Source organism: Kitasatospora sp. NRRL B-11411 (genome assembly GCF_000721345.1).
Classification (GTDB): domain Bacteria; phylum Actinomycetota; class Actinomycetes; order Streptomycetales; family Streptomycetaceae; genus Kitasatospora; species Kitasatospora cineracea.
Map to the genome: position 1 here is coordinate 1 of NZ_JOGH01000051.1, position 23135 is coordinate 23135.

The 23135-nt window shown below is 74.5% G+C and carries 19 protein-coding genes; 10 read left to right on the top strand and 9 right to left on the bottom strand.

Going from position 1 to position 23135, the window contains the following annotated elements; genetic code table 11:
- The first annotated feature begins 231 nt into the window (after positions 1 to 231).
- Both nth and IH44_RS0122225 read left to right on the top strand, forming a co-directional pair.
- Positions 232 to 1095, top strand: coding sequence for an endonuclease III (gene nth, locus IH44_RS0122220; RefSeq protein ID WP_051817176.1), 864 nt, complete (start codon positions 232 to 234; stop codon positions 1093 to 1095).
- On the top strand, positions 1092 to 1799 hold the full coding sequence (locus tag IH44_RS0122225) for a CoA pyrophosphatase (RefSeq protein ID WP_035956017.1): 708 nt from the start codon (positions 1092 to 1094) through the stop codon (positions 1797 to 1799). Before nth ends, IH44_RS0122225 begins: the two co-directional genes overlap by 4 nt.
- A gap of 14 nt (positions 1800 to 1813) precedes the next feature.
- Here IH44_RS0122225 and IH44_RS0122230 read toward each other — a convergent pair whose 3' ends face one another.
- Positions 1814 to 2602, bottom strand: coding sequence for a DUF4389 domain-containing protein (locus IH44_RS0122230; RefSeq protein WP_030461436.1), 789 nt, complete (start codon positions 2600 to 2602; stop codon positions 1814 to 1816).
- Positions 2603 to 2755: 153 nt separating this feature from the next.
- Between IH44_RS0122230 and IH44_RS0122235 the strand changes: the two genes are divergently transcribed.
- Both IH44_RS0122235 and IH44_RS0122240 read left to right on the top strand, forming a co-directional pair.
- The gene (locus IH44_RS0122235; protein ID WP_030461437.1) at positions 2756 to 3940 is read left to right on the top strand and encodes a MarP family serine protease; all 1185 of its coding nucleotides are present in this window, start codon (positions 2756 to 2758) and stop codon (positions 3938 to 3940) included.
- Positions 3941 to 4068: 128 nt separating this feature from the next.
- Positions 4069 to 4767, top strand: coding sequence for a metal-dependent hydrolase (locus tag IH44_RS0122240; protein ID WP_081967046.1), 699 nt, complete (start codon positions 4069 to 4071; stop codon positions 4765 to 4767).
- A gap of 81 nt (positions 4768 to 4848) precedes the next feature.
- Here IH44_RS0122240 and IH44_RS45535 read toward each other — a convergent pair whose 3' ends face one another.
- The 4 genes from IH44_RS45535 to nhaA form a co-directional block, all read right to left on the bottom strand.
- Positions 4849 to 5043 carry a hypothetical protein gene (locus IH44_RS45535; protein WP_227480321.1) on the bottom strand — a complete coding sequence of 65 codons (195 nt, stop codon included), beginning with the start codon at positions 5041 to 5043 and terminating at the stop codon, positions 4849 to 4851.
- 131 nt (positions 5044 to 5174) lie between these two features.
- Complete coding sequence (locus IH44_RS0122245; protein WP_232795045.1) at positions 5175 to 6143, bottom strand: alpha/beta fold hydrolase; 969 nt, start codon at positions 6141 to 6143, stop codon at positions 5175 to 5177.
- A gap of 77 nt (positions 6144 to 6220) precedes the next feature.
- A complete protein-coding gene (locus tag IH44_RS0122250) occupies positions 6221 to 6691 on the bottom strand; it encodes a phage holin family protein (RefSeq protein WP_030461440.1) in 471 nt (156 codons plus the stop codon).
- Positions 6692 to 6817: 126 nt separating this feature from the next.
- The gene (nhaA, locus tag IH44_RS0122255) at positions 6818 to 8110 is read right to left on the bottom strand and encodes a Na+/H+ antiporter NhaA (protein ID WP_030461441.1); all 1293 of its coding nucleotides are present in this window, start codon (positions 8108 to 8110) and stop codon (positions 6818 to 6820) included.
- A 340-nt stretch (positions 8111 to 8450) separates the two neighbouring features.
- On the opposite strand from nhaA, the gene IH44_RS0122260 reads away from it, so the two are divergent.
- Positions 8451 to 9524, top strand: coding sequence for a serine hydrolase (locus IH44_RS0122260; RefSeq protein WP_232795046.1), 1074 nt, complete (start codon positions 8451 to 8453; stop codon positions 9522 to 9524).
- A 73-nt stretch (positions 9525 to 9597) separates the two neighbouring features.
- Here the strand turns inward: IH44_RS0122260 and acs are convergent, their stop codons facing one another.
- Entirely contained in the window at positions 9598 to 11553 is a 1956-nt protein-coding gene (gene acs / locus IH44_RS0122265) for an acetate--CoA ligase (RefSeq protein ID WP_051817177.1), read from the bottom strand.
- Between the two features lie 311 nt (positions 11554 to 11864).
- On the opposite strand from acs, the gene IH44_RS0122270 reads away from it, so the two are divergent.
- Positions 11865 to 12371 (top strand): hypothetical protein, encoded by a 507-nt coding sequence (locus IH44_RS0122270; protein ID WP_030461444.1) that lies wholly within the window; start codon positions 11865 to 11867, stop codon positions 12369 to 12371.
- 47 nt (positions 12372 to 12418) lie between these two features.
- On the opposite strand, the gene IH44_RS0122275 is transcribed toward IH44_RS0122270, so the two are convergent.
- Both IH44_RS0122275 and IH44_RS0122280 read right to left on the bottom strand, forming a co-directional pair.
- Entirely contained in the window at positions 12419 to 14761 is a 2343-nt protein-coding gene (locus IH44_RS0122275; protein WP_051817178.1) for a SulP family inorganic anion transporter, read from the bottom strand.
- A gap of 351 nt (positions 14762 to 15112) precedes the next feature.
- The gene (locus tag IH44_RS0122280) at positions 15113 to 16099 is read right to left on the bottom strand and encodes an ATP-binding protein (RefSeq protein WP_030461446.1); all 987 of its coding nucleotides are present in this window, start codon (positions 16097 to 16099) and stop codon (positions 15113 to 15115) included.
- A 202-nt stretch (positions 16100 to 16301) separates the two neighbouring features.
- On the opposite strand from IH44_RS0122280, the gene IH44_RS0122285 reads away from it, so the two are divergent.
- Complete coding sequence (locus IH44_RS0122285) at positions 16302 to 17183, top strand: hypothetical protein (protein ID WP_030461447.1); 882 nt, start codon at positions 16302 to 16304, stop codon at positions 17181 to 17183.
- 468 nt (positions 17184 to 17651) lie between these two features.
- On the opposite strand, the gene IH44_RS0122290 is transcribed toward IH44_RS0122285, so the two are convergent.
- A complete protein-coding gene (locus IH44_RS0122290; protein ID WP_255358103.1) occupies positions 17652 to 18593 on the bottom strand; it encodes an HAD family phosphatase in 942 nt (313 codons plus the stop codon).
- Between the two features lie 567 nt (positions 18594 to 19160).
- Between IH44_RS0122290 and ssd the strand changes: the two genes are divergently transcribed.
- The 3 genes from ssd to IH44_RS43695 all read left to right on the top strand — a co-directional run bounded on the left by ssd (position 19161) and on the right by IH44_RS43695 (position 23085).
- A complete protein-coding gene (ssd, locus tag IH44_RS0122295; protein ID WP_030461449.1) occupies positions 19161 to 20261 on the top strand; it encodes a septum site-determining protein Ssd in 1101 nt (366 codons plus the stop codon).
- A gap of 9 nt (positions 20262 to 20270) precedes the next feature.
- A complete protein-coding gene (locus IH44_RS0122300) occupies positions 20271 to 21872 on the top strand; it encodes a TadA family conjugal transfer-associated ATPase (RefSeq protein WP_369794978.1) in 1602 nt (533 codons plus the stop codon).
- A 94-nt stretch (positions 21873 to 21966) separates the two neighbouring features.
- Positions 21967 to 23085 carry a type II secretion system F family protein gene (locus IH44_RS43695; protein ID WP_063759663.1) on the top strand — a complete coding sequence of 373 codons (1119 nt, stop codon included), beginning with the start codon at positions 21967 to 21969 and terminating at the stop codon, positions 23083 to 23085.
- Positions 23086 to 23135 lie beyond the last annotated feature (50 nt).

Sequence of the window (23135 nt, forward strand, 5' to 3'; positions counted from 1 at the left end):
ACCCCGGCCGCGGCCCGGCCGCTCCGGCATTCCCCCCGGAGGGAACCACGGTCCGACCTCCCCGCACCCCTCCCTCACTGCCCGCCCTGCAGCAAGCCGACCCCAGCCACAGCCCGCCCGCTCCGGCATAGCCTCCGGCCGTCCCCGTCCTCTCCTCCCCTCGACCACCCGCAGTAGCAGCCCCGGCCGATTCCCGGCCATGGCCCGCCCGCTGCGGCGTAGCCTTCGTGCATGGCAGAGAGCAAGGTGGCGAAGGTCGGGCGGAAGAAGCCCGAGACGCATCTGGGGATGGTGCGGCGGGCCCGGCGGATCAACCGCGAGCTGGCGGAGCTGTACCCGTACGCGCACCCGGAGTTGGACTTCGACGGGCCGTTCCAGCTGCTGGTGGCGACCGTGCTGTCGGCGCAGACCACCGACCTGCGGGTGAACCAGACCACGCCGGCGCTGTTCGCGAAGTACCCGGCGCCGGAGGACCTCGCGGCGGCGGTTCCCGAGGAGCTGGAGCAGATCATCCGGCCGACGGGTTTCTTCCGGGCCAAGGCGAAGTCGCTGATCGGCCTGTCGATCGCGCTGCGCGACCGTTTCGGCGGCGAGGTGCCGCGCAAGCTGGAGGACCTGGTCACGCTGCCGGGCGTGGGCCGCAAGACCGCCAACGTGGTGATCGGGAACGCGTTCGGAGGGGCGGGCATCACCGTCGACACCCACTTCGGACGGCTGGCCCGCCGCTTCGGCTGGACGGCCGAGGAGGACCCGGAGAAGGTCGAGGCCGACGTGATGGCGATCTTCCCGAAGTCGGAGTGGACGATGCTCTCGCACCGGGTGGTGTTCCACGGCCGCCGGGTCTGCCACGCCCGCCGCCCCGCCTGCGGGGCGTGCCCGATCGCGCCGCTCTGCCCGTCGTACGGGGTCGGCGAGACCGACCCGGAGCAGGCCCGCAAGCTGCTCAAGTACGAGCTGGCCGGGCAGCCCGGCCAGCGCCTGCGCCCCCCGGCGGACTTCCCGGGCGAGGCCGCGGCCCGCGCCGAACTGGCCGCCGGCCACCCGCTGCCGGACACCGATCCGCAGGCCCTGCCGACCGCGGAGGAGGCTTCGTGACGACGTTCCCGACCCCGCCGGTGCTGCACCGGGACGGCCTGCCGCAGTGGCTGCTGCCGGTGCGGGAGGCCGCCGAGCGGGCGGTGCCCGAGCAGCTGAGCCGGTTCCTGCCGCCCGCCGAGGGCGGCCGCCCGTCGGCGGTGCTGATGCTGTTCGGCGAGGGCCCGGCGGGGCCGGACCTGCTGCTGATCGAGCGGGCCCGCAGCCTGCGCTCGCACGCGGGCCAGCCGTCCTTCCCGGGCGGCGCGCTGGACCCGGAGGACGGCGACCCGGCGGGCAGCGGCCCGCTGGCGGCGGCGCTGCGCGAGGCGGTCGAGGAGACCGGCCTGGACGCGGCGGGCGTGCAGCTGTTCGCCCGGCTGCCGGCCCTGTACATCCCGGTCAGCGGGTTCGTGGTGACGCCGGTGCTGGGCTGGTGGCGGGAGGAGTCGCCGGTCGCGGTGGTCGACCCGGCGGAGACCGGCGCGGTGTTCCGGGTGCCGCTGGCCGAGCTGACCGATCCGGCGAACCGGGCGAAGCTGCGCCACCCGTCGGGCTTCACCGGTCCCGCGTTCCAGGTGGCCGGCCGCCTGGTGTGGGGCTTCACCGCCGGGGTGATCGACCGGGTGCTGCACTTCAGCGGCCTGGAGCGCCCCTGGGACACCCGCCGCACCGTCGAGCTGTCCGAGGAGGCCGTGACGCTGGCCCAGCGCCACGGCTCCTGAACCCCGCGCACCGCTCACCGCCCGAGCGGCGCCATGGTCGACACGGTGTCGCCGTTCTCGTACGAGTCCCAGTCGGTGGTCACCGAGCTCGCCGCCGACCCGATCACCCCGAGCACCAGGTAGATCACCAGCAGCGCCTTCGCGGCCCCGGTCAGCACCAGCGGCCGGGTCGCGGAGCGCACCGGCTCGGAGTCGGCCGGGTCGCCGAACACGGCCTTGGGGTAGGCCGCGGTGAGCATCATCAGGTACGCCTGGAACCGCATCCGGTAGCGCAGCACCGCGGCGGTGGCCTCGAACAGCGCCTGCGGCATCCGCCCGAGCACCAGCACCACCAGCCAGCTGATGAAGGACACCGCCCACCAGCCGGTCTGCAGCAGCCCCTGGACGATCGCGGCGGGGATCGCCAGCAGCAGCCGGAAGAACACCGCGAGCCGGTTCAGCGGCCCGCCGGCCCGCAGCTCGATCCGGACGGGGTGGTCGGCGGCGTCGAACCGGAACGGCGGGTAGCGGTCGGTGACGAGCAGCAGGGAGGCGTAGACCCGGGTGTCGTACGCCAGGTACCCGCTCAGCCAGCCGGCCGCGAACCGGGGCAGCCGGCCGGCGAACAGCGCGCCGAACCAGCCGATCACCACGACCACGAAGGCGACGATCGACAGCAGCCACAGCACCACGTACTGCGGGACCAGCAGCAGCAGGCGCAGCAGCACGGTGAGCCGGTTCTGCGGGCCGGGCGGCGGGATGTCCAGGGCGGGCTGGAACTCGGTGCGGTCCACGACCGGTACGTCCCACCTGGGTTGTTCCATGGTTCGGCTCCCTGTTCCCCGGTCGGCTGAGCGGAAGGTCGGATGGTCAGACCGTCCCAACCGCCCCGGCCGCGCTGCCCGCCGGACTGACCCGATCGGGCGACGGCCGGGGAGCGCTGTCCCCCGCCCGGCGGGACATGGGAGGGTGTTCGGGTGAACGTCCTGGATCTGCTGTTGATCGCCGCCGCGCTCGGCTTCGCCGTCTCCGGCTATCGGCAGGGGTTCGTGGTCGGCGCGCTGTCGGTGCTGGGTTTCCTGGGCGGCGGCCTGGTCGCCGTCCAGTTGCTGCCGCTGCTGCTGCGCCACCTCTCGCCGGGCACCACCGCCTCGGTGGTGGCCGTGGTGGTGGTGATCGTGCTGGCCGCGGTCGGGCAGGCGGTCACCACGCACTTCGGGTGGAAGCTGCGCGGCCGGATCGGCCGGGCCAAGGTGAAGACCCTGGACGCGGTCGGCGGCGCGCTGGTCAACGTGCTGTCGATGCTGCTGGTGGCCTGGCTGATCGGTTCGGCGCTGGCGGGCACCTCGCTGCCCACCGTCTCCAAGCAGGTCCGCAGTTCGAAGGTGCTCAGCACGGTGCAGGGCGCGCTGCCCGCCGACGCCCCGAACTGGTTCTCCGACCTCAGCCAGGACCTGGCCCGCAACGGCTTCCCGCAGGTGTTCAACCCGTTCGAGCAGGAGCCGATCACCGAGGTGGAGCCGCCCGACCCGGAGCTGGCCAACAGCCCGGGCGTGCTGCGGGCCAAGGGCTCGCTGGTGAAGGTGCTGGGCACCGCCGCCTCCTGCGGCAAGACCCTGGAGGGCTCCGGCTTCGTGTTCGCCCCGCACCGGGTGATGACCAACGCCCACGTGGTGGGCGGCGTCGACGAGCCGACCGTGCAGATCGGCGGTGCCGGCCAGCTCTACGACGCGACGGTGGTCCGCTACGACTGGCAGCGCGACATCGCGGTGCTGGACGTCCCGAAGCTGAACGCCCCGCCGCTGTCCTTCGCGGGCGAGGCCCGCTCCAACGACTCGGCGATCGTCGCGGGCTTCCCCGAGAACGGCTCGTTCAACGTCCAGCCCGCCCGCATCCGCGGCCGGATCCAGGCCAACGGCCCGGACATCTACCACCGCGGCCAGGTCGTCCGGGACGTCTACTCGGTGCGCTCGCTGGTCCGCCAGGGCAACAGCGGCGGCCCGCTGCTCACCCCGGAGGGACAGGTGTACGGGGTGGTGTTCGCCAAGTCGCTGGACAGCTCCGACACCGGTTACGTGCTGACCTCCGCCGAGGTGAAGGACGACGTCACGCAGGGTGCCACCGCGAGCGGGAAGGTCAGCACCGAGGGCTGCGCGCTGTGACCGCCCGCTCGGCGAACACACTCTGACGGTCCGTCCGCCGGGCCTGGTAGCGTCGGCCGAGCTCACCCGAACGGCCCAGCCGGGCCGCCATGGACAGGAGCCCCACGGGAGGTCGGACACACGTCATGATGGGTCACTCGCACGCGGTCAGCGGCGCTCTGCTGTTCGCGGCCACCGCGCCGTTCGTCCCACCGCTGATGGGCATGCACCTGCACCCGGCCGACGTGCTGATGGGCACCGTGCTGTGCGCGGGCGCGGCCCTGCTGCCGGACCTGGACCACCACGACGGCACCATCGCCAACTTCCTCGGCCCGGTCTCCAAGCTGCTGTGCCGCTTCGTCGCCTGGGCCTCCGGCGGCCACCGGCACGCCACCCACTCGCTGCTGTTCGTGGCGCTGATGGGCGGCGGCAGCTGGGCCGGGATCACCTTCCTGGGCCGGTACTTCACCATCGGCCTGACGTTCTTCCTGCTCGCCATGGCGATCAAGGCGCTGCGCCTGCACCCGCCGGGCCACGGCGCGGCGTCCTGGGCCACCGTGGTCGGCCTGGCCGCGCTCGGCACCTTCGGCATGCTCACCTGGCTGCCGAACGCCCCGGGCTGGCTGCCCTACGCGGTGGCCCTGGGCACCCTGGCGCACCTGCTCGGCGACTGCCTGACCAAGCAGGGCTCCCCGCTGCTGTGGCCACACAAGGAGCGCTACGAGATCGTGCTGATCAAGCGCACCGGCAACGACATGGAGACCAAGATCCTGGTCCCGGTGATGACGGTGGCGACGTTCGGGCTGCTGCTCTGGTCGACCGCGATCTCGCCGACCGTGCTGAGCTGAGCCGGCCCGCCGGACGAACGGCCGGGGCCCGGGCGGAGGATCTCCGCCCGGGCCCCGGCCGTTCGCACCCGTCGGGCGGGTTCACCCCTCCCGGCGGAGCCGGGCGCCGACCCAGCGGGCGCGCCGTCCGATGATCTTCGGAATGCCCAGCCGGTACCCCGCGCTGCGTGGCGTCCGCTCGGCGGGCTCGTAGGGCCACTCCGGCTGCGGCACGTGCTGCTGCGAGCTGCTGCTGCCACGGCGGCGTCGGCGCGGCTGGGCTTCTCGATCGGGCATCCAGGTCATACCGGAGGGATTCCCCCGGCCCGGCCGGAGTAACCGCCGCCGGGCCCTCCTCCCGGCCTATGCGTTTGTCATATGAACGCGGCCAACTGGGCCGGAGCGGCGGCCGGTTGGACCGCCCCCGCTCAACGCCCCTCGTGCCGCCGGACCCACTCGATCAGCTCCGCGGTGAACTCCTCCGGAACCTCCTCGTGCGGGAAGTGCCCGACCCCCGGCAGCAGCCGCCACCGGTACGGCGCGGACACGTACTCGCCCGCCCCCAGCGCCGTCCGCGACAGCAGCACCGGATCGGAGGCGCCCTGCACGTGCAGCACCGGCGCGGTGATCTGCTTCTTCATCCGGCGCGCGAACTGGATGCCGTCCGGCCGCGCCATCGACCGCATCAGCCAGCGGTACGGCTCGATCGAGCAGTGCGCGGTGCTCGGCACCCGGATCGCCGCGCGGTACGCCGCCACCGCCTCCGCGGACAGCAGGTTCGGCCCGGTCCAGGCCCGCAGGTACTCGCCGACCAGCGCCCCGTCGTCCGCGACCAGCCGGCGCTCCGGGATCCACGGCCGCTGGAAGCCCAGCACGTGCTCGAACGCGGCGATCTGCTTGCGGTCGGTCAGCAGCGCCCGGCGCAGGTGCCGCGGGTGCGCCGCCGAGACCACCGTCAGGCTGCGGATCACCGAGGGGCGCATCACCGCCGCCACCCAGGCCAGCGTGCCGCCGGTGGCGTGCCCGACCAGGTGCGCCTGCTGCTCGCCCAGCGAGCGGATCACGCCGGTGACGTCCAGCGCCAGGTTGCCCGGGTCGTAGCCGCGCGGGGTGCGGTCCGAACCGCCCATCCCGCGCAGGTCCAGCGCGACCGCCCGGAAGCCCGCCTCGGCCAGCGCCGTCAGCTGGTGCCGCCACGCCCACCAGTACTCGGGCCAGCCGTGCACCAGCAGGACCAGCGGCCCCTCGCCGAGCTCGGCGATGTGGAAGCGCGCGCCGTTCGCCGCCAGGTCCCGGTGCGTCCACGGCCCGGCCGAGCGGACGCTCCACGGCTCACCGGGCAGGGGCGGCACGGGCCCGGGCGCGGTCTCATCCACTGGCTTCTGGTCCAACGACATACCCGCAGCCTGTCACATCCGCACCCCTCGCACCCGCCCGGCGCTCACGCCCGCGCGCAACCGTTACCGGCCGGTGCTCACTGGATCCGGCCCAGCGCCCGGTCGATCTCCTCCTTGGTGGCCGGCCGGGGCTTGGCGTTCTTCAGCACCTGGGCGGTGGCCTGGGCACCGGCGATGGTCCGCTCCGGCTTCCGGACCTTCTTGAAGTACCGGACCATCAGGAACGCCAGCAGCAGCGCGATCAGCACGTACGCCCCGCCGACGATGGCGAACGACCAGCCGGTGGTGATGCCCAGCGCCTGCAGGCCCCAGGCGAAGGCGAAGGAGAACATCGGGATCGACGCCAGCGCGACCACGCCCGCCACCACGCCCGCCGCGGTGCCGATCCCGCCGCGCACCACGTCGGCCTTGATCTCGGCCTTGGCCAGCGCGATCTCGTCGTGCACCAGGCTGGACAGCTCGGCGGTGGCGTCGGCGAACAGCTCGCCGACGGTCCGCTCGCCCTCGTGCGGGGTGCGGCCGTTCGAGGGTGCGGCTCCTGCGGCCATCGGGAGGTCTCCGTTCGAGGGGCTGGGTGAGGCGTCCTGAGAGGGTGTCACACGCGGGTGTGTCAGCTCAGATCATGCCCCTACCGGCGAGTCGGGCACCACTCCGGGTACCCGCCCGACGGCGTGTCACCCCTGCCGTTGGTACACATCGGGGATGCCGTCGCCGTCCTCGTCCCGGTTCTCCTCGTCGTACAGCTCCCGGTAGTGCCGGTTGCGCCGCTTCAGCAGCAGGGTGCCGACCACCGCGCAGGTCAGCGAGCCGACCAGGACGGCCTCCTTGCACAGCTCGGCCAGCGCCGCGTCGTCCGGGAAGGCCAGGTCGCTGATCAGCAGCGACACGGTGAAGCCGATGCCCGCGACGGTGGCCAGCGCCACCATGTCGGACCAGGTCAGCTGCGGGTTCAAGGTGGCCCGGGTGTAGCGGGCGGCCAGCCAGGTGCCGCCGAAGATGCCCACCGACTTGCCGACCAGCAGGCCCAGCACGATGCCCAGCGGCGCCGCCTCGGTGAACACCTTCCCCAGCGACTCGGCCGACACCGGCACGCCCGCCGCGAACAGCGCGAACACCGGCACCGCCAGCCCCGCCGACAGCGGCCGCACCAGGTGCTCGATCCGCTCGCCGGGGGACTGCTCCTCGCCCTCCTCGCGGTGGCAGCGCAGCAGCAGGCCCATCGCCACGCCCGCCACCGTCGCGTGCACCCCGCTCTCGTGCATCAGCGCCCAGATCACCACCGCCAGCGGCACGAACAGCCACCAGCCGCGCACCCCGCGCCGGTGCAGGAACCAGAACAGCACCAGCCCCGCCAGCGCCGCCCCCAGCGCCCAGAACCTGATCCCGGACGAGTAGAAGACCGCGATGATCAGGATGGCGATCAGGTCGTCCACCACCGCCAGGGTCAGCAGGAACGCCCGCAGCGCGGACGGCAGGTGACTGCCCACCACCGCCAGCACCCCCAGCGCGAACGCGATGTCGGTGGCCGTCGGGATCGCCCAGCCCGCCGGGTGCCCGTTCGGCGCGGCCAGGTTGACCGCGGTGAACAGCACCGCCGGCAGCAGCACCCCGCACACCGCCGCCACCACCGGCAGCAGCGCCGCGCTCGGCGTGCGCAGCTCCCCGGCCACGAACTCGCGCTTCAGCTCGATGCCCGCCACGAAGAAGAAGACCGTCAGCAGCCCGTCCTGCGCCCACGCCTCCAGCGGCAGGTCCAGGTGCAGCCCGCTCGGCCCGACCGTGTACTCCAGCACCGCCTCGTACGCGTGCGGCCAGACGTTCGCCCAGATCAGCGCGCAGGCCGCGGCCACCAGCAGCAGCACGCCGCCGACCGTCTCGGTGCGCAGCGCGTCGGTGAGGTAGCGGCGCTCGGGCAGCGACAGCAGGCCGAGGAAGGGACGGCGGTTGTCGGACGACGGGCTGGCCACGGCGGGGACCTCCTGGGGCGGGCGGCATGCGGACACACGGGTGGTGCAGTGCCGACCAGACTTCCCGGCGCGCCTCAGGTTCTTGATGATTCCTTGACATCCTACGGCGCGTGACAAGCGGGCAATCGGTTCGTCCCACTTTATGGGGGTTCCGGGGCGGGCCCCGGCACGCTGACCCGGATGGGTTCGGCCGGATGCGGACGACCCGCCGGGTTCCTAGGGTCGGCGGCAGAAGCGGGTCGCCACCCCGGCGGCCCGCTCCGTCATGGAGGAACCGATGCCCAGTCAGGAAACCGAACCCATACCGGTCCAGGCCGTGGGTCCCCGAGCGGGAGGAGACGTGGGCGCCGACACCGCCCAGCCTCCGTTAAGCGACCCGGACCTCGAACACCTGCTGCGCCCGCTGTTCGCCGCCGGCGCCCCCGAGGGCGGCCTCGCCGTCGCGGTGATCCGCGGCACCGAGCGCACCGTCGCCTGCCGCGGCTACGCCGACCGGGCCGGGGAACGCCCGGTCCGGGCCGACACCCGGTTCGAGCTCGGCTCGGTCACCAAGACCTTCACCGGCCTGCTGCTCGCCGACATGGTCGCCCGCGGCGAGGTGTCCTACGACGACCCGATCGACCGCTACCTGCCCGCCGAGGTCCTGCCCGGCTACCCGCACGAGCGCCCGATCACCCTGCTGCACCTGGCCACCCACACCTCCGGCCTGCCCCGGCTGCCGGTCGGCCTCGCCCCCGCCGCGGTGCCCCGCTGGTTCACCAGCCCGTACGCCACCTTCAGCGCCGCCCACCTGCTGCGCGCGCTGCCGCGCACCCCGGTCCGCGGCACCCCCGGCACCCGGGTCCGGTACTCCAGCCTCGGCGCCGGGCTGCTCGGCCTGGTGCTGGAACGGGCCGCCGGGCAGCGCTACCAGGAGCTGCTCACCGGGCGGGTCTGCGAACCGCTCGGCCTGATCGACACCTCCTGCGGCACCGGCCGGGACGAGACCACCGGCTACCGGCGCGGCCGCTGGATCCCCTCGTTCAAGGTCCCGGCCCTGCCCGGCGCGGCGGCCCTGCGCTCCACCGCCGACGACATGCTGCGCTACCTCCAGGCCCACCTGGCGGTGGACGCGGTGCCGATCCCCGAGCGGACCGGTGCGGCGGCCAGCCTGCGCACCGCGCTGCGCGAGGTCTGCCTCCCCCGGGTCGCCCGGCGCGGGTCCGGGCTGCGGATCTGCCTGAGCTGGCACCACCGCCCGGACGCGGAGGCCGAGGTGGTCTTCCACAACGGCTCCACCGGCCGCTGCACCGCCTTCGTCGGCTTCGACCGGGCCTCGCAGACCGGCCTGGTCGCCCTCGCCGGGCCGCTGGCCACCGGGCGGCGCCGGTTCGCCCAGACCGCGTACGACACGCTGCGGGCGCTGGCCCGCTGACCCGCGCACCGCACGGGACGGGCCCCGATCCGCAGCACGCGGATCGGGGCCCGTCCTTTCTGGCCTGCGGTGATCAGTCCTCGGAGCCGGCGGCCGGCAGCTGGGACTGGATCAGGTTCATCACCGAGGAGTCGGCCAGCGTGGTGGTGTCGCCCACCTCGCGGCCCTCGGCGATGTCGCGCAGCAGGCGGCGCATGATCTTGCCGGAGCGGGTCTTCGGCAGCTCCGAGACCACCTTGATCTGCTTCGGCTTGGCGATCGGGCCGAGCGTCTTGCCGACGTGGTTGCGCAGCTCCGCGATCAGCTCCGCGCTGTCGGTGGCGGTGCCGCGCAGGATCACGAAGGCCACGATCGCCTGGCCGGTGGTGGCGTCGGTGGCGCCGACCACCGCGGACTCGGCGACCGCGGGGTGGCCGACCAGCGCCGACTCGACCTCGGTGGTGGAGATGTTGTGGCCGGAGACCAGCATCACGTCGTCGACCCGGCCGAGCAGCCAGATGTCGCCGTCCTCGTCCTTCTTGGCGCCGTCACCGGCGAAGTAGCGGCCCTCGAAGCGCGACCAGTAGGTGTCGACGTAGCGCTGGTCGTCGCCCCAGATGGTGCGCAGCATGGACGGCCACGGCTCGGTCAGCACCAGGTAGCCGCCGGAGCCGTCGGGCACCTCGCGGGCCTCGTCGTCCACCACGGTGGCGGCGATGCCGGGCAGGGCGCGCTGGGCGGAGCCGGGCTTGGTCTCGGTGACGCCCGGCAGCGGGCTGATCATGATCGCGCCGGTCTCGGTCTGCCACCAGGTGTCGACGATCGGGGTCTTGCCCGCGCCGATGTGCTCGCGGTACCAGACCCACGCCTCGGGGTTGATCGGCTCGCCGACCGAGCCCAGCACCCGCAGGCTCGACAGGTCGAACTGGGCGGGGATGCTGTCGCCCCACTTCATCCAGGTGCGGATCAGGGTCGGCGCGGTGTAGAGGACGGTCACGCCGTACTTCTGCACGATCTCGAACATCCGGCCCTGGTGCGGGGTGTCCGGGGTGCCCTCGTAGATCACCTGGGTGGCGCCGTTGGAGAGCGGGCCGTAGACGATGTACGAGTGGCCGGTGACCCAGCCGATGTCGGCGGTGCACCAGTAGACGTCGGTCTCCGGCTTGAGGTCGAAGACCGCGTTGTGGGTGAAGCTGGCCTGGGTGAGGTAGCCGCCCGAGGTGTGCAGGATGCCCTTGGGCTTCCCGGTGGTGCCCGAGGTGTACAGGATGAACAGCGGCTGCTCGGCGTCGTGCGCCTCGGGGGTGTGTTCGGCGGACTGGCCGTCGACCAGCTCGTGCCACCAGACGTCGCGGCCCTCGGTCCAGGCCACCTCCTCGCCGGTGCGGCGCACGACCAGGACGCTCTGCACGCCGTCGACCTTGGTCAGCGCCTCGTCGATGGCGGGCTTGAGCGCGGACGGCTTGCCGCGGCGGTAGCCGCCGTCGGCGGTGATGACGACCTTGGCGTCGGCGTCCTTGATCCGGGAGGCCACCGCGTCGGCCGAGAAGCCGCCGAAGACCACCGAGTGCGCCGCGCCGATCCGGGCGCAGGCGAGCATCGCGACGACCGCCTCGGGGATCATCGGCAGGTAGACGGCGACCCGGTCGCCCTTGGCCACGCCGAGCTCCTGCAGGGCGTTGGCGGCCTTGGAGACCTCGTCCTTGAGCTGCGCGTAGGTGATGGCGCGGCTGTCGCCGGGCTCGCCCTCGAAGTGGATGGCGACCCGGTCGCCGTTGCCGGCCTCGACGTGGCGGTCCACGCAGTTGTACGCCACGTTCAGCTTGCCGTCGGCGAACCACTTGGCGAACGGGGGGTTCGACCAGTCCAGGGTCTCGGTGGGCTCGACCGCCCAGCTCAGCCGGCGGGCCTGCTCGGCCCAGAACGCCAGCCGGTCCTCGGAGGCCTGCGCGTAGGCGTCGGCGGTGACGTTGGCGGAGGCGGCGAGCTCCGCGGGCGGGGCGAAGCGCCGCTCCTCCTTGAGCAGGTTGGCCAGGCTCTCGTTGCTCAACGCGCACTCCTCATCGAGTCTCAAATACCGGGGAACCCCGTGCGGAGGGATTGTCCCGTGTGTCCCAGCGCACAGCTCACCAGGCCAACGGCTCCGTTGACAAGAGCTGTCGGGAAATTGGTGTAGACCTTTGATCGGTTCAGGGCTCCGCCCCAGGTGGACGCCGCCCCGGCGCTTCCGCCGGTCCCCACGACGTCTTCCCGCCCCCCGCGCCGGTCAATCCCGCGCAGCACCTTGACGCCCCCGGCGACCGGTACTCCACTGACGGTGCGCATCCCATCACCGTACGCATCCGTGACGGGGGTACCGCCATGACCGCAACCCCACCCCTCCCCGGCGACTTCGCGGTCGTCCGGATGGACGGCCGCACCGGCCGGCTGATCCGGATCGGCCAGTTCCTCAACGGCGACGGGTTCGCCGACTACGAGCACGCCTTCGTCCACATCGGCGACGGCCGGCTGGTCGAGGCCCAGCCCGGCGGGGCCCGGCTCGGCCGGCTCTCCGACTACGAGGGCGTCCCCGCCCGCTGGTCCACCGGCCGCGTCCCGCTCACCGACGAACAGCGCGCCGCGGTCACCGCGGCCGCCCGCTCCTACCTCGGCACCCCCTACAGCTTCGCCGACTACCTCGCCCTCGCTGCCGCCCGCCTGCACCTCCCGGCCGGCCCCCCGCTGCGGCGCTTCGTCGCCAGCACCCGGCACATGATCTGCTCCCAGCTCGTCGACCAGTGCTACCAGGACGCCGGCGTGCACCTCTTCACCGACCACCGCTGGCCGGGCTACGTGACCCCCGCCGACCTGGCCCGGCTGCTGGAGTGACGCGGCGGTGCGCGGGGGCGGCCGACCGCCCCCGCGCACCGCCCGCGCTACGCGGCCAGGTCCTGCTCCGGCTCCGGCTCCACCCGGGCGTGCACCGGGGCGAACCGGCCCGTCCCGGCGTCCAGCACGTAGGCCTGCGCGGTGGCGAAGTCGAAGTACATCCCGACCAGCCGCAGCGAACCGTCCGCGACCCGGCGCTCCACCGCCGGGTTGGCCATCAGCTGGTCGAGCTGCTGCACCACGTTGGTGACGCACAGCTGCTCCACCACGTCCGCCGCCGGGCGGCCCTCGAACCCGGCGGGCGCGCGCCGCAGCCGGTCCAGCGAGCTGCGGCCGTTGCGCAGCCAGCGGGCCAGCGCGGTGGGCGGGCCGGACGCCTCGGTGACGCCGTCCAGCAGGGCCTTCATCGCCCCGCAGCCCGAGTGCCCGCAGACCGTGATCGAGGCGACCTCCAGCACCTCCACCGCGTACTGGACGGCGGCGGCCACCGAGTCGTCGGCGGCGCCCGGCTCGTACGGGGCGGGGACCAGGTTGCCGACGTTGCGGACGGTGAAGAGGTCTCCGGGGCCGGAACTGGTGATCATGCTGGTGACCATCCGGGAGTCCGCGCAGGCCACGAAGAGCTGCGAGGGCGTCTGGCCGTCCCGGGCGAGGCGGGCGAGCTCCTGGCGGACCAGCGGGGCGGTGTGCTGCTGGAAGCCGCGGACGCCGTCGAGCAGGCGGACGTGCGGGTCGTCCTCGTTCTGCTCGATGCAGTGGTGGCCGACCCAGGGCGTCCAGGCCCGGCAGCGGTGCGGGCCGGGGGAGCTGCCCGCGCGGACGGTGCCGTCCGGGTCCAGCACGTCGTCCGGCCGGCGCTCGGTCAGCATCGCCACCTGCCCGCCGGAGCCCTGGTGGCCGGTGCGCCAGGCGTGCAGCGCCTCGTAGGCGGCGTGGTCCAGGAAGGAGCCGTCGTGGTGGACCGTCACCCGCGCCCCGGCCGGGATCCGCCCCAGCGCCCGGCTCAGCTTGGGCACGGCGGCGAACGTCAGCGGGCCGTGGGTGCGGACGGTGTACGAGCCGTCCGCCCCGGCCAGCAGGTCGACGTGGGCGCGGGTCAACCGGTAGAGGGCGAGCAGCACGGCGACCGAGCCGCCGAGCACCACCCCGAGCGGGACGCCGAGCAGCACCACCCCGAGCACGGTGGCCAGGTACACCGGGAACTCGCGGTGCCGGTGCACCCGGCGGATGTGCGCGAAGCTCACCATCTGCACGCCGACCACCAGCACCAGCGCGGCCAGTGCGGCCAGCGGGATCCGCCGCAGCCCGGCGGTCAGCGCCAGCGCGGCGACCAGCACCCAGCAGCCGTGCAGCACCGCGGACATCCGGGTGGCCGCGCCGGCCTGCACGTTGGCGGTGGAGCGGACGGCGCCGCCGGCCACCGGGAGGCCGCCGAGCAGCCCCGAGACCAGGTTGGACGCGCCCTGGGCGCGCAGCTCGCGGTCCAGGTCGCCGCTGCGGCGGGTCATCCGGTCGACCGCGACGGAGGACAGCAGCGACTCCACGCCGGCCACCGCGGTGACGGTCAGCACCAGGCCGAGCAGCGCCGCCCAGTGGTCGGACAGCAGGGCGGGGGAGGGCAGCGAGAGGAACCGGTGGTGCTCCCAGACCGGCAGCTCGACCCGGGCCAGCCGCAGTTCGGCCAGCAGCGACAGCGCGGTGGCGGCGGCCACCGCCACCAGCGCGGCGGGCAGCCGGCCCAGCCGGGCGCCGACCCGGCCGGCGCTGCCGGGCAGCCGCCCCAGCCGGGGCCAGCCGTACAGGACGGCGAGCGCGACCAGGCCGACCAGCAGCGCGGGCGGGTGCGGCCCGGCCAGCTCGCCGGGCAGCGAGCGCAGGTCGGCCAGGGCCGAACTGTGCGGCGTGCCACCGAGGATGACGTGCAGTTGGGCGATGGCGATGGTGACGCCGACGCCCGCCAGCATGCCGTGCACCACGGCGGGCGAGACGGCGAGCGCGGCGCGGGCCACCCGCAGCGAGCCGAGCAGCAGCTGCAGCAGGCCGGCGGCGACGGTGACCAGGCAGGCGGTCGGCCAGCCGTACTGGGCGATCACCCCGGCGGTGACCACGGTCAGCGCCGCGGACGGGCCGCTGACCTGGAGGTGGGTGCCGCCGAGGAAGCCGGCCACCAGCCCGCCCGTGGCGGCGGCGACCAGACCGGCCGTCAGCGGGGCGCCGGTGGCGAGCGCGATGCCGAGCGAGAACGGCACCGCGATGAGGAACACCGCGAGGGAGGCCGGCAGGTCGTGCGCCAGCAGGGCGCGGACCCGGCCGGGGGCGCCGCCGGGCGGCGGCGGGGCGTGGTCGGTGGTGTCGGAGGCGATGGGGGCGCTGGAGACGTCGAGGGTCATGGGTGTCTTCCCGTCTTCTTCCGGGGGAACGAACGCAGTCAGGTCCGGCGGGTGTGCCTGGGTCGGATCGGCTGTCGTGGGTCACAGCGGGTGTGGCGGGGCGGGCGTGCGGCGGCGACGGCCTGCGACGACCAGGGCTGCGGGCCGGGCCCGAGCATGGGGTTCAAGAGCTGGTAAACCGAGAGTAATGAGACCTTTGCACAGCGTGTGCTTCGAGTGCCAGTACAAATAGCGGCGTTCACCACATCGTGTGGCACCCGGCCGGGCGGGAATTTCCTGGTGGGAACGCCCGAGGGGCCGGTCCGCCGTCACGGCGGACCGGCCCCTCGGGGGCGGCGGGCGGGCTCCGGGTCAGACCCCGGCGGTGCTGGCCCGCTCGGCACCCAGCACGTAGTCCGGGTCGACCTGGCCGGCCAGGTCGGTGCCGACCTTGGCGTTGCCCCAACTCTCCGCGTTGCGCAGGTGGAAGCGGGCCGCCTGGGCGCTGTACCGGCGCGGGTCGCGCAGCCCGTGGGCGGCGTCGGCGGCGGTCCGCAGCCGGGCCAGCACCTCCCGGTTCGCGGGCTCCAGCTCGCGCAGCGGCGGCTCGTCCCCGCGCTCCAGCCGGCGCACCCAGCCGGACTGCCCGAAGCAGGCGTACAGGTCCTCGCCGACCTCGCGGCGCAGGAAGTCCAGGTCGTCCGGGTTCTGCACCTTGTTGCCGACCACCCGCAGGTGGACGTCGAAGTCCTGGGCGTACTCCTTGTACTGGCGGTACACCGAGACGCCCTTGCGGGTCGGCTCGGCGACCAGGAAGGTCAGGTCGAAGCGGGTGAACAGGCCGGAGGCGAAGGAGTCGGAACCGGCCGTCATGTCGGTGACCAGGTACTCGTCCGGGCCGTCCAGCAGATGGTTGAGCAGCAGTTCCACCGCGCCGACCTTGGAGTGGTAGCAGGCCACCCCGAGGTCCTCCTCGGTGAACGCGCCGGTGGCCATCAGCCGGACCGAGCCCTCGTCCAGGGCGACCGGGCGGGCGCAGGCCGCGTACACCGGGTTCTCCTCGACGATCCGCAGCAGCCGGGAGCCGGGGCCGGGCGGGGTGGTCTTGATCATCTCTTCGGCGGAGCGGATCAGCGGGTTGCCGCCGCGCAGGTACTCCTTGATCTCCGGCAGGTGCGCGCCGAGCGAGGGGAGTGCGGCGGCCTGGCCGTCCGTCAGGCCGAGCGCCGGGCCGAGGTGTTGGTTGATGTCGGCGTCGACGGCGAGCACCGGGCGGCCGACGGCGGCCAGGTGGCGGATGAACAGTGCGGACAGGGTGGTCTTGCCGCTGCCGCCCTTGCCGACGAAGGCGATCTTCATCTCTGCGTCTCCGACTCTCTGGCTCTGGTGTCCGTGGGGCCCTGGCAGCCCCGATGCTTGTTGGAAACCGTTATCGTCACCGATTAGTGGTCATGCTAGCGGTGGTTTGGGGTGCTGCACATGAGGGAACAGCGGATTGCCACGAAAGGGTGACCCGGGGGTTGCCTCCCGGCCGCCCCGCGGATTCATTACTCTCGGGTAGGTGACCACAGGAACTGACCCGCTCGCCCCGCTGGCCCAGCTCGCCGGGGTCCCCGAGGCCGTCGCCGAAGTGCGCAAGAACGTCGACCGCCTCTACGGGCACCGCGTGATGCGGCGCCGGGCGGGCGAGGTGACCTCCGAATCCGCCCTGCGCGGAGCCCGCGCCTCGGCCGCCCTGGACGGCGCCGACTGGCCGCTGGAGGAGGTCCGCCGCCGCACCGACTTCGGCGCCGATCCCGAGGCCCGCACGGTCGGCGCCGCGCTGCGCCTGTCCGCCGAGGCCGGCCAGCTGCTCAGCGTCTGGCGCACTTCCCCGCTCCAGGTGCTGGCCCGGCTCCACCTGCTCGCCGCCGGCGACGGCGACCCCGCGGCCGGCCGCCCGCGCCAGGGCGGGGAGGAGGCCGCGCCGCTGTTCCCGAAGGAGGTCGCCGCCACCGAGGGCGAGGCCCCGGCCGGACCGGTCGGCGAACTCCCGCCGCCGCCCCCGCCCGCCGAGGCGGCCGCCCGCCTCGACCAGCTCGCCGGGCTGCTCACCGCCCGCGCCGAACGCCCCACCGGCGGCGCGCCCGCCCTGGTGGTCGCCGCCGTGGTGCACGGCGAACTCCTCGCGCTGCGCCCGTTCGGCAGCCACAACGGCCTGGTCGCCCGGGCCGCCCAGCGGATCGTGCTGACCGCCGAGGGCCTCGACCCGAAGGCGATCTGCCCCGCCGAGGTCGGCCTCGCCGAACTCGGCACCGCCGCCTACCGCCGGGCCCTGCTCGGCTACCTGGAGGGCACCCCCGAGGGCGTGTCCCGCTGGCTGGTGCACTGCGCCACCGGGCTCGGGCTGGGCGTGCGGGAGAGCACCGCGGTGTGCGAGGCGATGCAGCGCGGCATGGTCTGAGGCCGTCGGGCCGGGCGTCCGAAGCCGTCCGGTCCGGCGTTCGAAGCCGTCCGGCCCGGGTCCGGACCGGCGGGCTGGATCGAACCGGCCTGGCTCGAACCGGCCCGGGCCGGAACGCAGTTGCGGCGACGCCCGAGACTTCCGGGCATCGCCGCTGGCACGGAGACCGGGTTACCAGTGCATGCACCGTTTCTGTGCCCATCAGGCGGGGTCCTGCGCCCGTTCGCCTGGTGCGGCGGCCCGTCAGCGGGTCGGCTGCATGTGGGTGCCCGATTGTCCGTACGTCGGTCCGTGGGGCCTTAACTGCGTTGTCGGTTCGACCTCTTGGGGTCCTTACCGGGTCTCGCGGGCCGTACCCCATTTCTACCTCAGATCCGCCGAAAGAGGAACCCGAAAACGACGCCTTTATCGGCTTGCGTAGAGGTTTGTCCGATTTGGCGAACCCGATGGCGGCCGGGACCGCCCAGCTCAGGCCGCCGCCGGGCGCCGCCGCCGCGCGCTGTACCAGAGCACCCCGGCCGTCAGCACCGCCGCGCCGATCGCCACCGCGGCCACCACCGAACGGCTCGGCGCGTGGAACTCCGGGAGCCTGCGCGTCAGTTCGACCGGCCGGCTGAACACCAGCACCGGCCACTCGCGGGCGGTCGCCTCCTTGCGCAGCGCCCGGTCCGGGTTCACCGCGGCCGGGTGGCCGACCGCCTCCAGCATCGGCAGGTCGGTCGACGAGTCGCTGTACGCGTAGCAGTTGGCGAGGTCGTAGCCCTCCCGCTCGGCCAGCTCCCGGATCGCCGCGGCCTTGTTCTCGGCGTACGCGTAGTACTCGATCTCGCCGGTGTAGCGCCCGTCCTCGACGTGCAGCCGGGTGGCGATCACGTGGTCCGCGCCCAGCAGTTGGCCGATCGGCTCGACCACCTCGGAGCCCGAGCTGCTGACGATCACCACGTCCCGCCCGGCCGCGTGGTGCTGCTCGATCAGCGAGGCCGCCTCGTCGTAGATGAGCGGGTCGATCATGCCGTGCAGGGTCTCCGCGACGATCTCCCGGACCTGCTGGACGTTCCAGCCGCGGGTGAGTGCGGACAGGTAGGCCCGCATCTTCTCCATCTGGTCGTGGTCCGCGCCGCCGACCAGGAAGATGAACTGGGTGTAGGCGCTCTTGACCACCGAGCGGCGGTTGATCAGGCCGCCCTGGTAGAAGGGGCGGCTGAACGCGAGCGCGCTGGACTTGGCGATGATCGTCTTGTCGAGGTCGAAGAAGGCGGCGGTGCGGGGCGCGTCGTGGCCGCCCCGGCCCGCCCGGTGGCCGGCCGCGGTTCCGGCCCCGGCGGCGTCCCCGCTGTCCGCGCCGGGCCCGGCATCGGCACCGCGGTCGGCGAAGTCGGCGTTCTCGTCGGCGTTCTCGGTGGTGTCCACGGGAACCGAGGATAGAGGGGCGGGCAAAAGGGAGGGCCATTCGGTGGACCCGCGGGCGTGCGGGTTTGTGTTTCTGGCCGGTCGGGTACACCATGGAAGTCACGGATCGTTCGCGCGACCGTGCTAACCCGGTCCGGCTCCTCCCCCCCGAGTCGGGCCGTGGATAGACGACCCCCGCTCTCCCCCCCGGCGGGGGTCGTCGCATGTCCGGGCCCATTTCCCTTGGCAGTTGAGCCTGCAGGGAGCGGTGGTGCCGGTGGTTTCGGGGGGTGCTCCAGCGGCTCGGGAGTCGCTGTCGAGAGTTCTTCGCACCCCAAGTTTTTGTCACTCTGCGTAGTTGTCCGAGTGTCATATCGGTATACCCGATGCGTCAATTCCGAACTGCTTTAGCCCCCGTCCGAGTGACCTCGGTTATCCACAGGGGCGGGTTATCCACAGGCAATCGGAAGTCGGCTGACGCATTCCGCGCCGTCCTTCACCGTGGTGTCCGCGCCGCCCCGCGGAGCCCGACCGGGCCACCCGCGTCCGACGCACCGTCAGACCGACCCCGCGCCACGGGAGGCCCCCATGTCCGCGTCCGTCACCGACCCGCACGCCACCGCGCCCGAGCCCCCGCCCGGGCCGCTGATCCTCACCGGCGACGCCGCGCTCGCCGAACAGCTCGCCCGCCTGTGCGCCGCCGCCGGGGCCGAACCACGGCTGCTCAGCGGCGCCCCACCGCCCGCCCGACTGTGGGAGGACGCCCCGCTGGTGCTGGTCGGCGACGACCTCGCCGACCAGTGCGCCGGCCTGGCCCGCCGGCCCGGCGTCCTGCTGCTCGGCCTCGACCTCGACGACGGCGAGATCTGGGTCCGCGCCGTCCGGCTCGGTGCCGAGCACGTGCTCTTCCTGCCGGACGCGCAGTCCTGGCTGCTCGACCGGATCGCCGACGCCACCGAGGGCGTCGGACCACCCGCGCTCACCGTCGCCGTGCTCGGCGGGCGCGGCGGCGCCGGCGCCTCCACGCTGGCCTGCGCCCTCGCGGTCTGCGCCGCCCGGGCCGGGCACCGCACCATGCTGATCGACGGCGACCCGCTCGGCGGCGGGCTCGACGTACTGCTCGGCGCCGAACAGACCGGCGGGCTGCGCTGGCCCGACCTGGCGGCCTCCCGCGGCCGGATCAGCGGCGCCGAACTGGCCAAGGCCCTGCCCGAGCCGCACCGGCTCAGCGCCCTGTCCTGGGACAGGTCCGACACCCTGGCCATCCCCGCCGAGGCCATGCACAGCGTCCTGGCGGCCGCCCGCAGACGCGGCGGGCTGGTCGTCCTCGACCTGCCCAGACAGCTCGACGCGGCGGCCGCCCAGGCCCTCGAACAGACCGACACCGGGCTGCTGGTGGTCCCTGCCGAACTGCGCGCCCTGACGGCCGCCGACCGGGTTGCCGCGGCCGTCCGGATGCGGCTCGCCGACCTGCGGGCCGTCGTCCGCACCCCCGGCCCGTCCGGCCTCACCGCCGCCGACGTCGCCCGCGGCCTGCGCCTGCGCCTCGCCGGGGAGCTCGCCCCCGAGCCCGGCCTCGCCCTGGACGTCGAACGCGGCACCCCGCCCGGCCTGCGGGAGCGCGGGCCGCTCGCCCGCTTCTGCGGGCGATTCCTGACCGAAGCGATGCCGCCCGTCGTGGCGGCCTGAGGAGCGACCATGACCAACCGCCTGCCCGCCGTCGACCTCCGCACCGCCGACGACCGCACCACCGACCTCCGCACCGCCGACGACCGCGCCGCGGACGTCCTGGCCACGGACGGGGACCAGGGCGATCGGCGGGCCGTCCGGCAGCCGATCGCCCGCGCCCACCGCCGGATCGCCGTACCGCGCCCCCGGCGCCTCTCCAGCACCCCGCCAGGGCCCGCGGAGGACGTCCCCCCGGTCGGGGACGGCGCGCCCGCCCCCGACCGGCGGCAGGCCCCGCCGGTGCGCTACCTGGTGCACCGGAAGCCGCCCGCCGCCCCGCCGGACGACGGGCCGCCGACCGCCCCCGCCGCACGGCCGGTCCCGGACGGGGCCGCCGAACTGGTGGACGCCGTCCGGATCCGGCTCGCCGAGGCGGGCGCCCCGCCCACCGCCGGGTCGGTCGCCGCCGCGCTGCGCGCCGCCGGGCCCCCGCTCGGCGGGGCCGACGTGCTGAACGCGGTGCGCAACCTGCGCGCCGAGATCGTCGGCGCCGGCCCGCTCGACCCGCTGCTGGCCGAGAACGGCGTCACCGACGTCCTGGTCAACGGCCCCGACCAGATCTGGGTGGACCGCGGCTGCGGCCTGGAACGCGCCCCCCAGGTGCGCTTCCCGAACACCGACGCCGTCCGCCGACTGGCCCACCGGCTGGCCACCGCCGCCGGACGCCGCCTCGACGACGCCCGCCCCTGGGTGGACGCCAGGTTGCCCGACGGCACCCGGTTGCACGCCGTCCTCCCACCGATCGCCGCCGACTGCACCCACATCTCGCTGCGCACCAGCCGCAGCGAGCCCTTCACCCTCGCCGAACTGGTCGCCGCCGGGGCCCTGCCCCCGTCCGGGGCCGACCTGCTTGCCGCCGTCCTGCGGGCCCGGCTCTCGCTGCTGATCTCCGGCGGCACCGGCACCGGCAAGACCACCCTGCTGGCCGCCCTGCTCGGCCTCGTCCCCGGCAACGAACGCCTCGTGATCGCCGAGGACTCCGCCGAGCTGCGCCCGGACCACCCGCACGTGGTCCGGCTGCAGTCCCGCCCGCCCAACCAGGAGTCGCTGGGCGAGCTCACCCTGCGCGACCTGGTCCGGCAGGCGCTGCGGATGCGGCCGGACCGGCTGGTGGTCGGCGAGGTCCGCGGCGCCGAAGTGGTCGACCTGCTGGCGGCCCTGAACACCGGCCACGAAGGCGGCTGCGGCACTGTTCACGCCAACACCGCCGCCGACGTGCCCGCCCGGCTGGAGGCCCTCGGCTCGCTGGCCGGCCTCGACCGGGACTCCCTGCACAGCCAGCTCCGGGCCGGCCTGGACGCGGTCGTCCACCTCGGCCGGGACCGCGCCGACGGCCGCCGCCGGGTCACCGGACTGCACCTGCTGGTCGGCGAGTCCGACGGTCTGACCGGCACCGTCGCCGCCGTCCACTTCGACCGCGACGGCCGGGCCCGCCCCGGCCCCGGCTGGGCCCGGCTGCGGGAGCTGTGCGCCGAACGCGGCCTCGACCTGCCGCCGCACCCGGAGACGGCCGGGGGCGCCGGGACGGACCCGGTGGCGGCCGCCACCGAGCCGATGGAGGAGGCGACATGACGGTGAGCGGGCTGGAGTTCGCCTGGGTGCTCGTGCTGTGCGTGATCGGGGCGGTGGCGTGGCGCCTGCTGCGCTCCGCGGTCAGGAGGCTGTGATGGCGGCGACGGCCGTGGCGGCCATGTCGACCGTGTCGGCTGCGCTGACGGGGGAGCCCGGGTTCCCCGGGACCCTGCCAGGGCTGCTCCGTCCCGGCGGCGCGGCCAGGGCGGCGACCCTGCTCGGGGTGGTCGCGGGATCGGCCGGTGGGTTGCTCGGGGCGGCCTGGCTGGGCGCGGTGCGCCGCCGTGCACGCGGCGGCGGCCGGGCACGGCGGGTGCTGCACGGGCAGCGGGGCGACGGCGGGCCGCAGAGCCGGTTCGGGCGGGCCCGGGCGCTGTGGCGGCGCCGGGGACCACGCTGGCTGGTGCCCGAACTGCTGCTGCTCCCGCTCGGGGCGGCGGTCGGGCACAGCACTTCCTCGGTGCTCCCGGTGGCCGCAGCGGCCTGCGGGGTGGTCCCGCTCCGGCGCTGGCGGGCGGGGCGGGCCACGGCCCGGGAAGCGCGGCGGCGGGCCACGGCGGTGATCGACCTGTCCGCCGGCCTGGCGGCCGAACTGCGCAGCGGCGCCACCCCCGAGCAGGCCATGCACGCCGTCCTCGCCCGGGCCGCCCCCGACTGGGGCCGTCGCCTCGGCGCCGAACCCGCGGCCCGGCTGGCGGCGGGCCGCTACGGGGCCGACCTGCCCGCGGCGCTCCGTCTGGTGGCCGAACTGCCGGGCGGGGCGGGCGCGGCGGCCATGGCGGCCTGCTGGCAGGTCAGCACCGAGAGCGGCAGCGGGCTGGCGGCCGGGCTGGAACAGGTCGCGGACGCGCTGCGGGCCGAACGGGCCCTCACCGAGGAGATCGCGGGCGAACTCGCGGGCCCGCGCACCACGATGGCGGTGCTCGCGGCCCTGCCCGCCGTCGGCCTCGGCCTGGGCGCGGCACTCGGGGCGCACCCCGTCCGCATCCTGCTGCACACGCCCGTGGGCCTGCTCGGCCTGCTGGCCGGGGCGGCCCTGGAGACGGCCGGGCTCCTCTGGACCGCCCGGATCGTCCGCGCCGCCGAGGACGCCCCGTCCCGCCCCCGCCGGGCCGCTACCGGCTGCGGGATCTCCCGGAGGCGGGGCGACCTCCGGCCAGCGCCCTTGCGGCCGCTGACGGTGGATCAGCCGGAGCGGGCGGGGCGGTGGTGAGGGGCGCGGATGGCGCACCGGTCTCGGGCTGCCGGGCGGCGAGGGGAGAG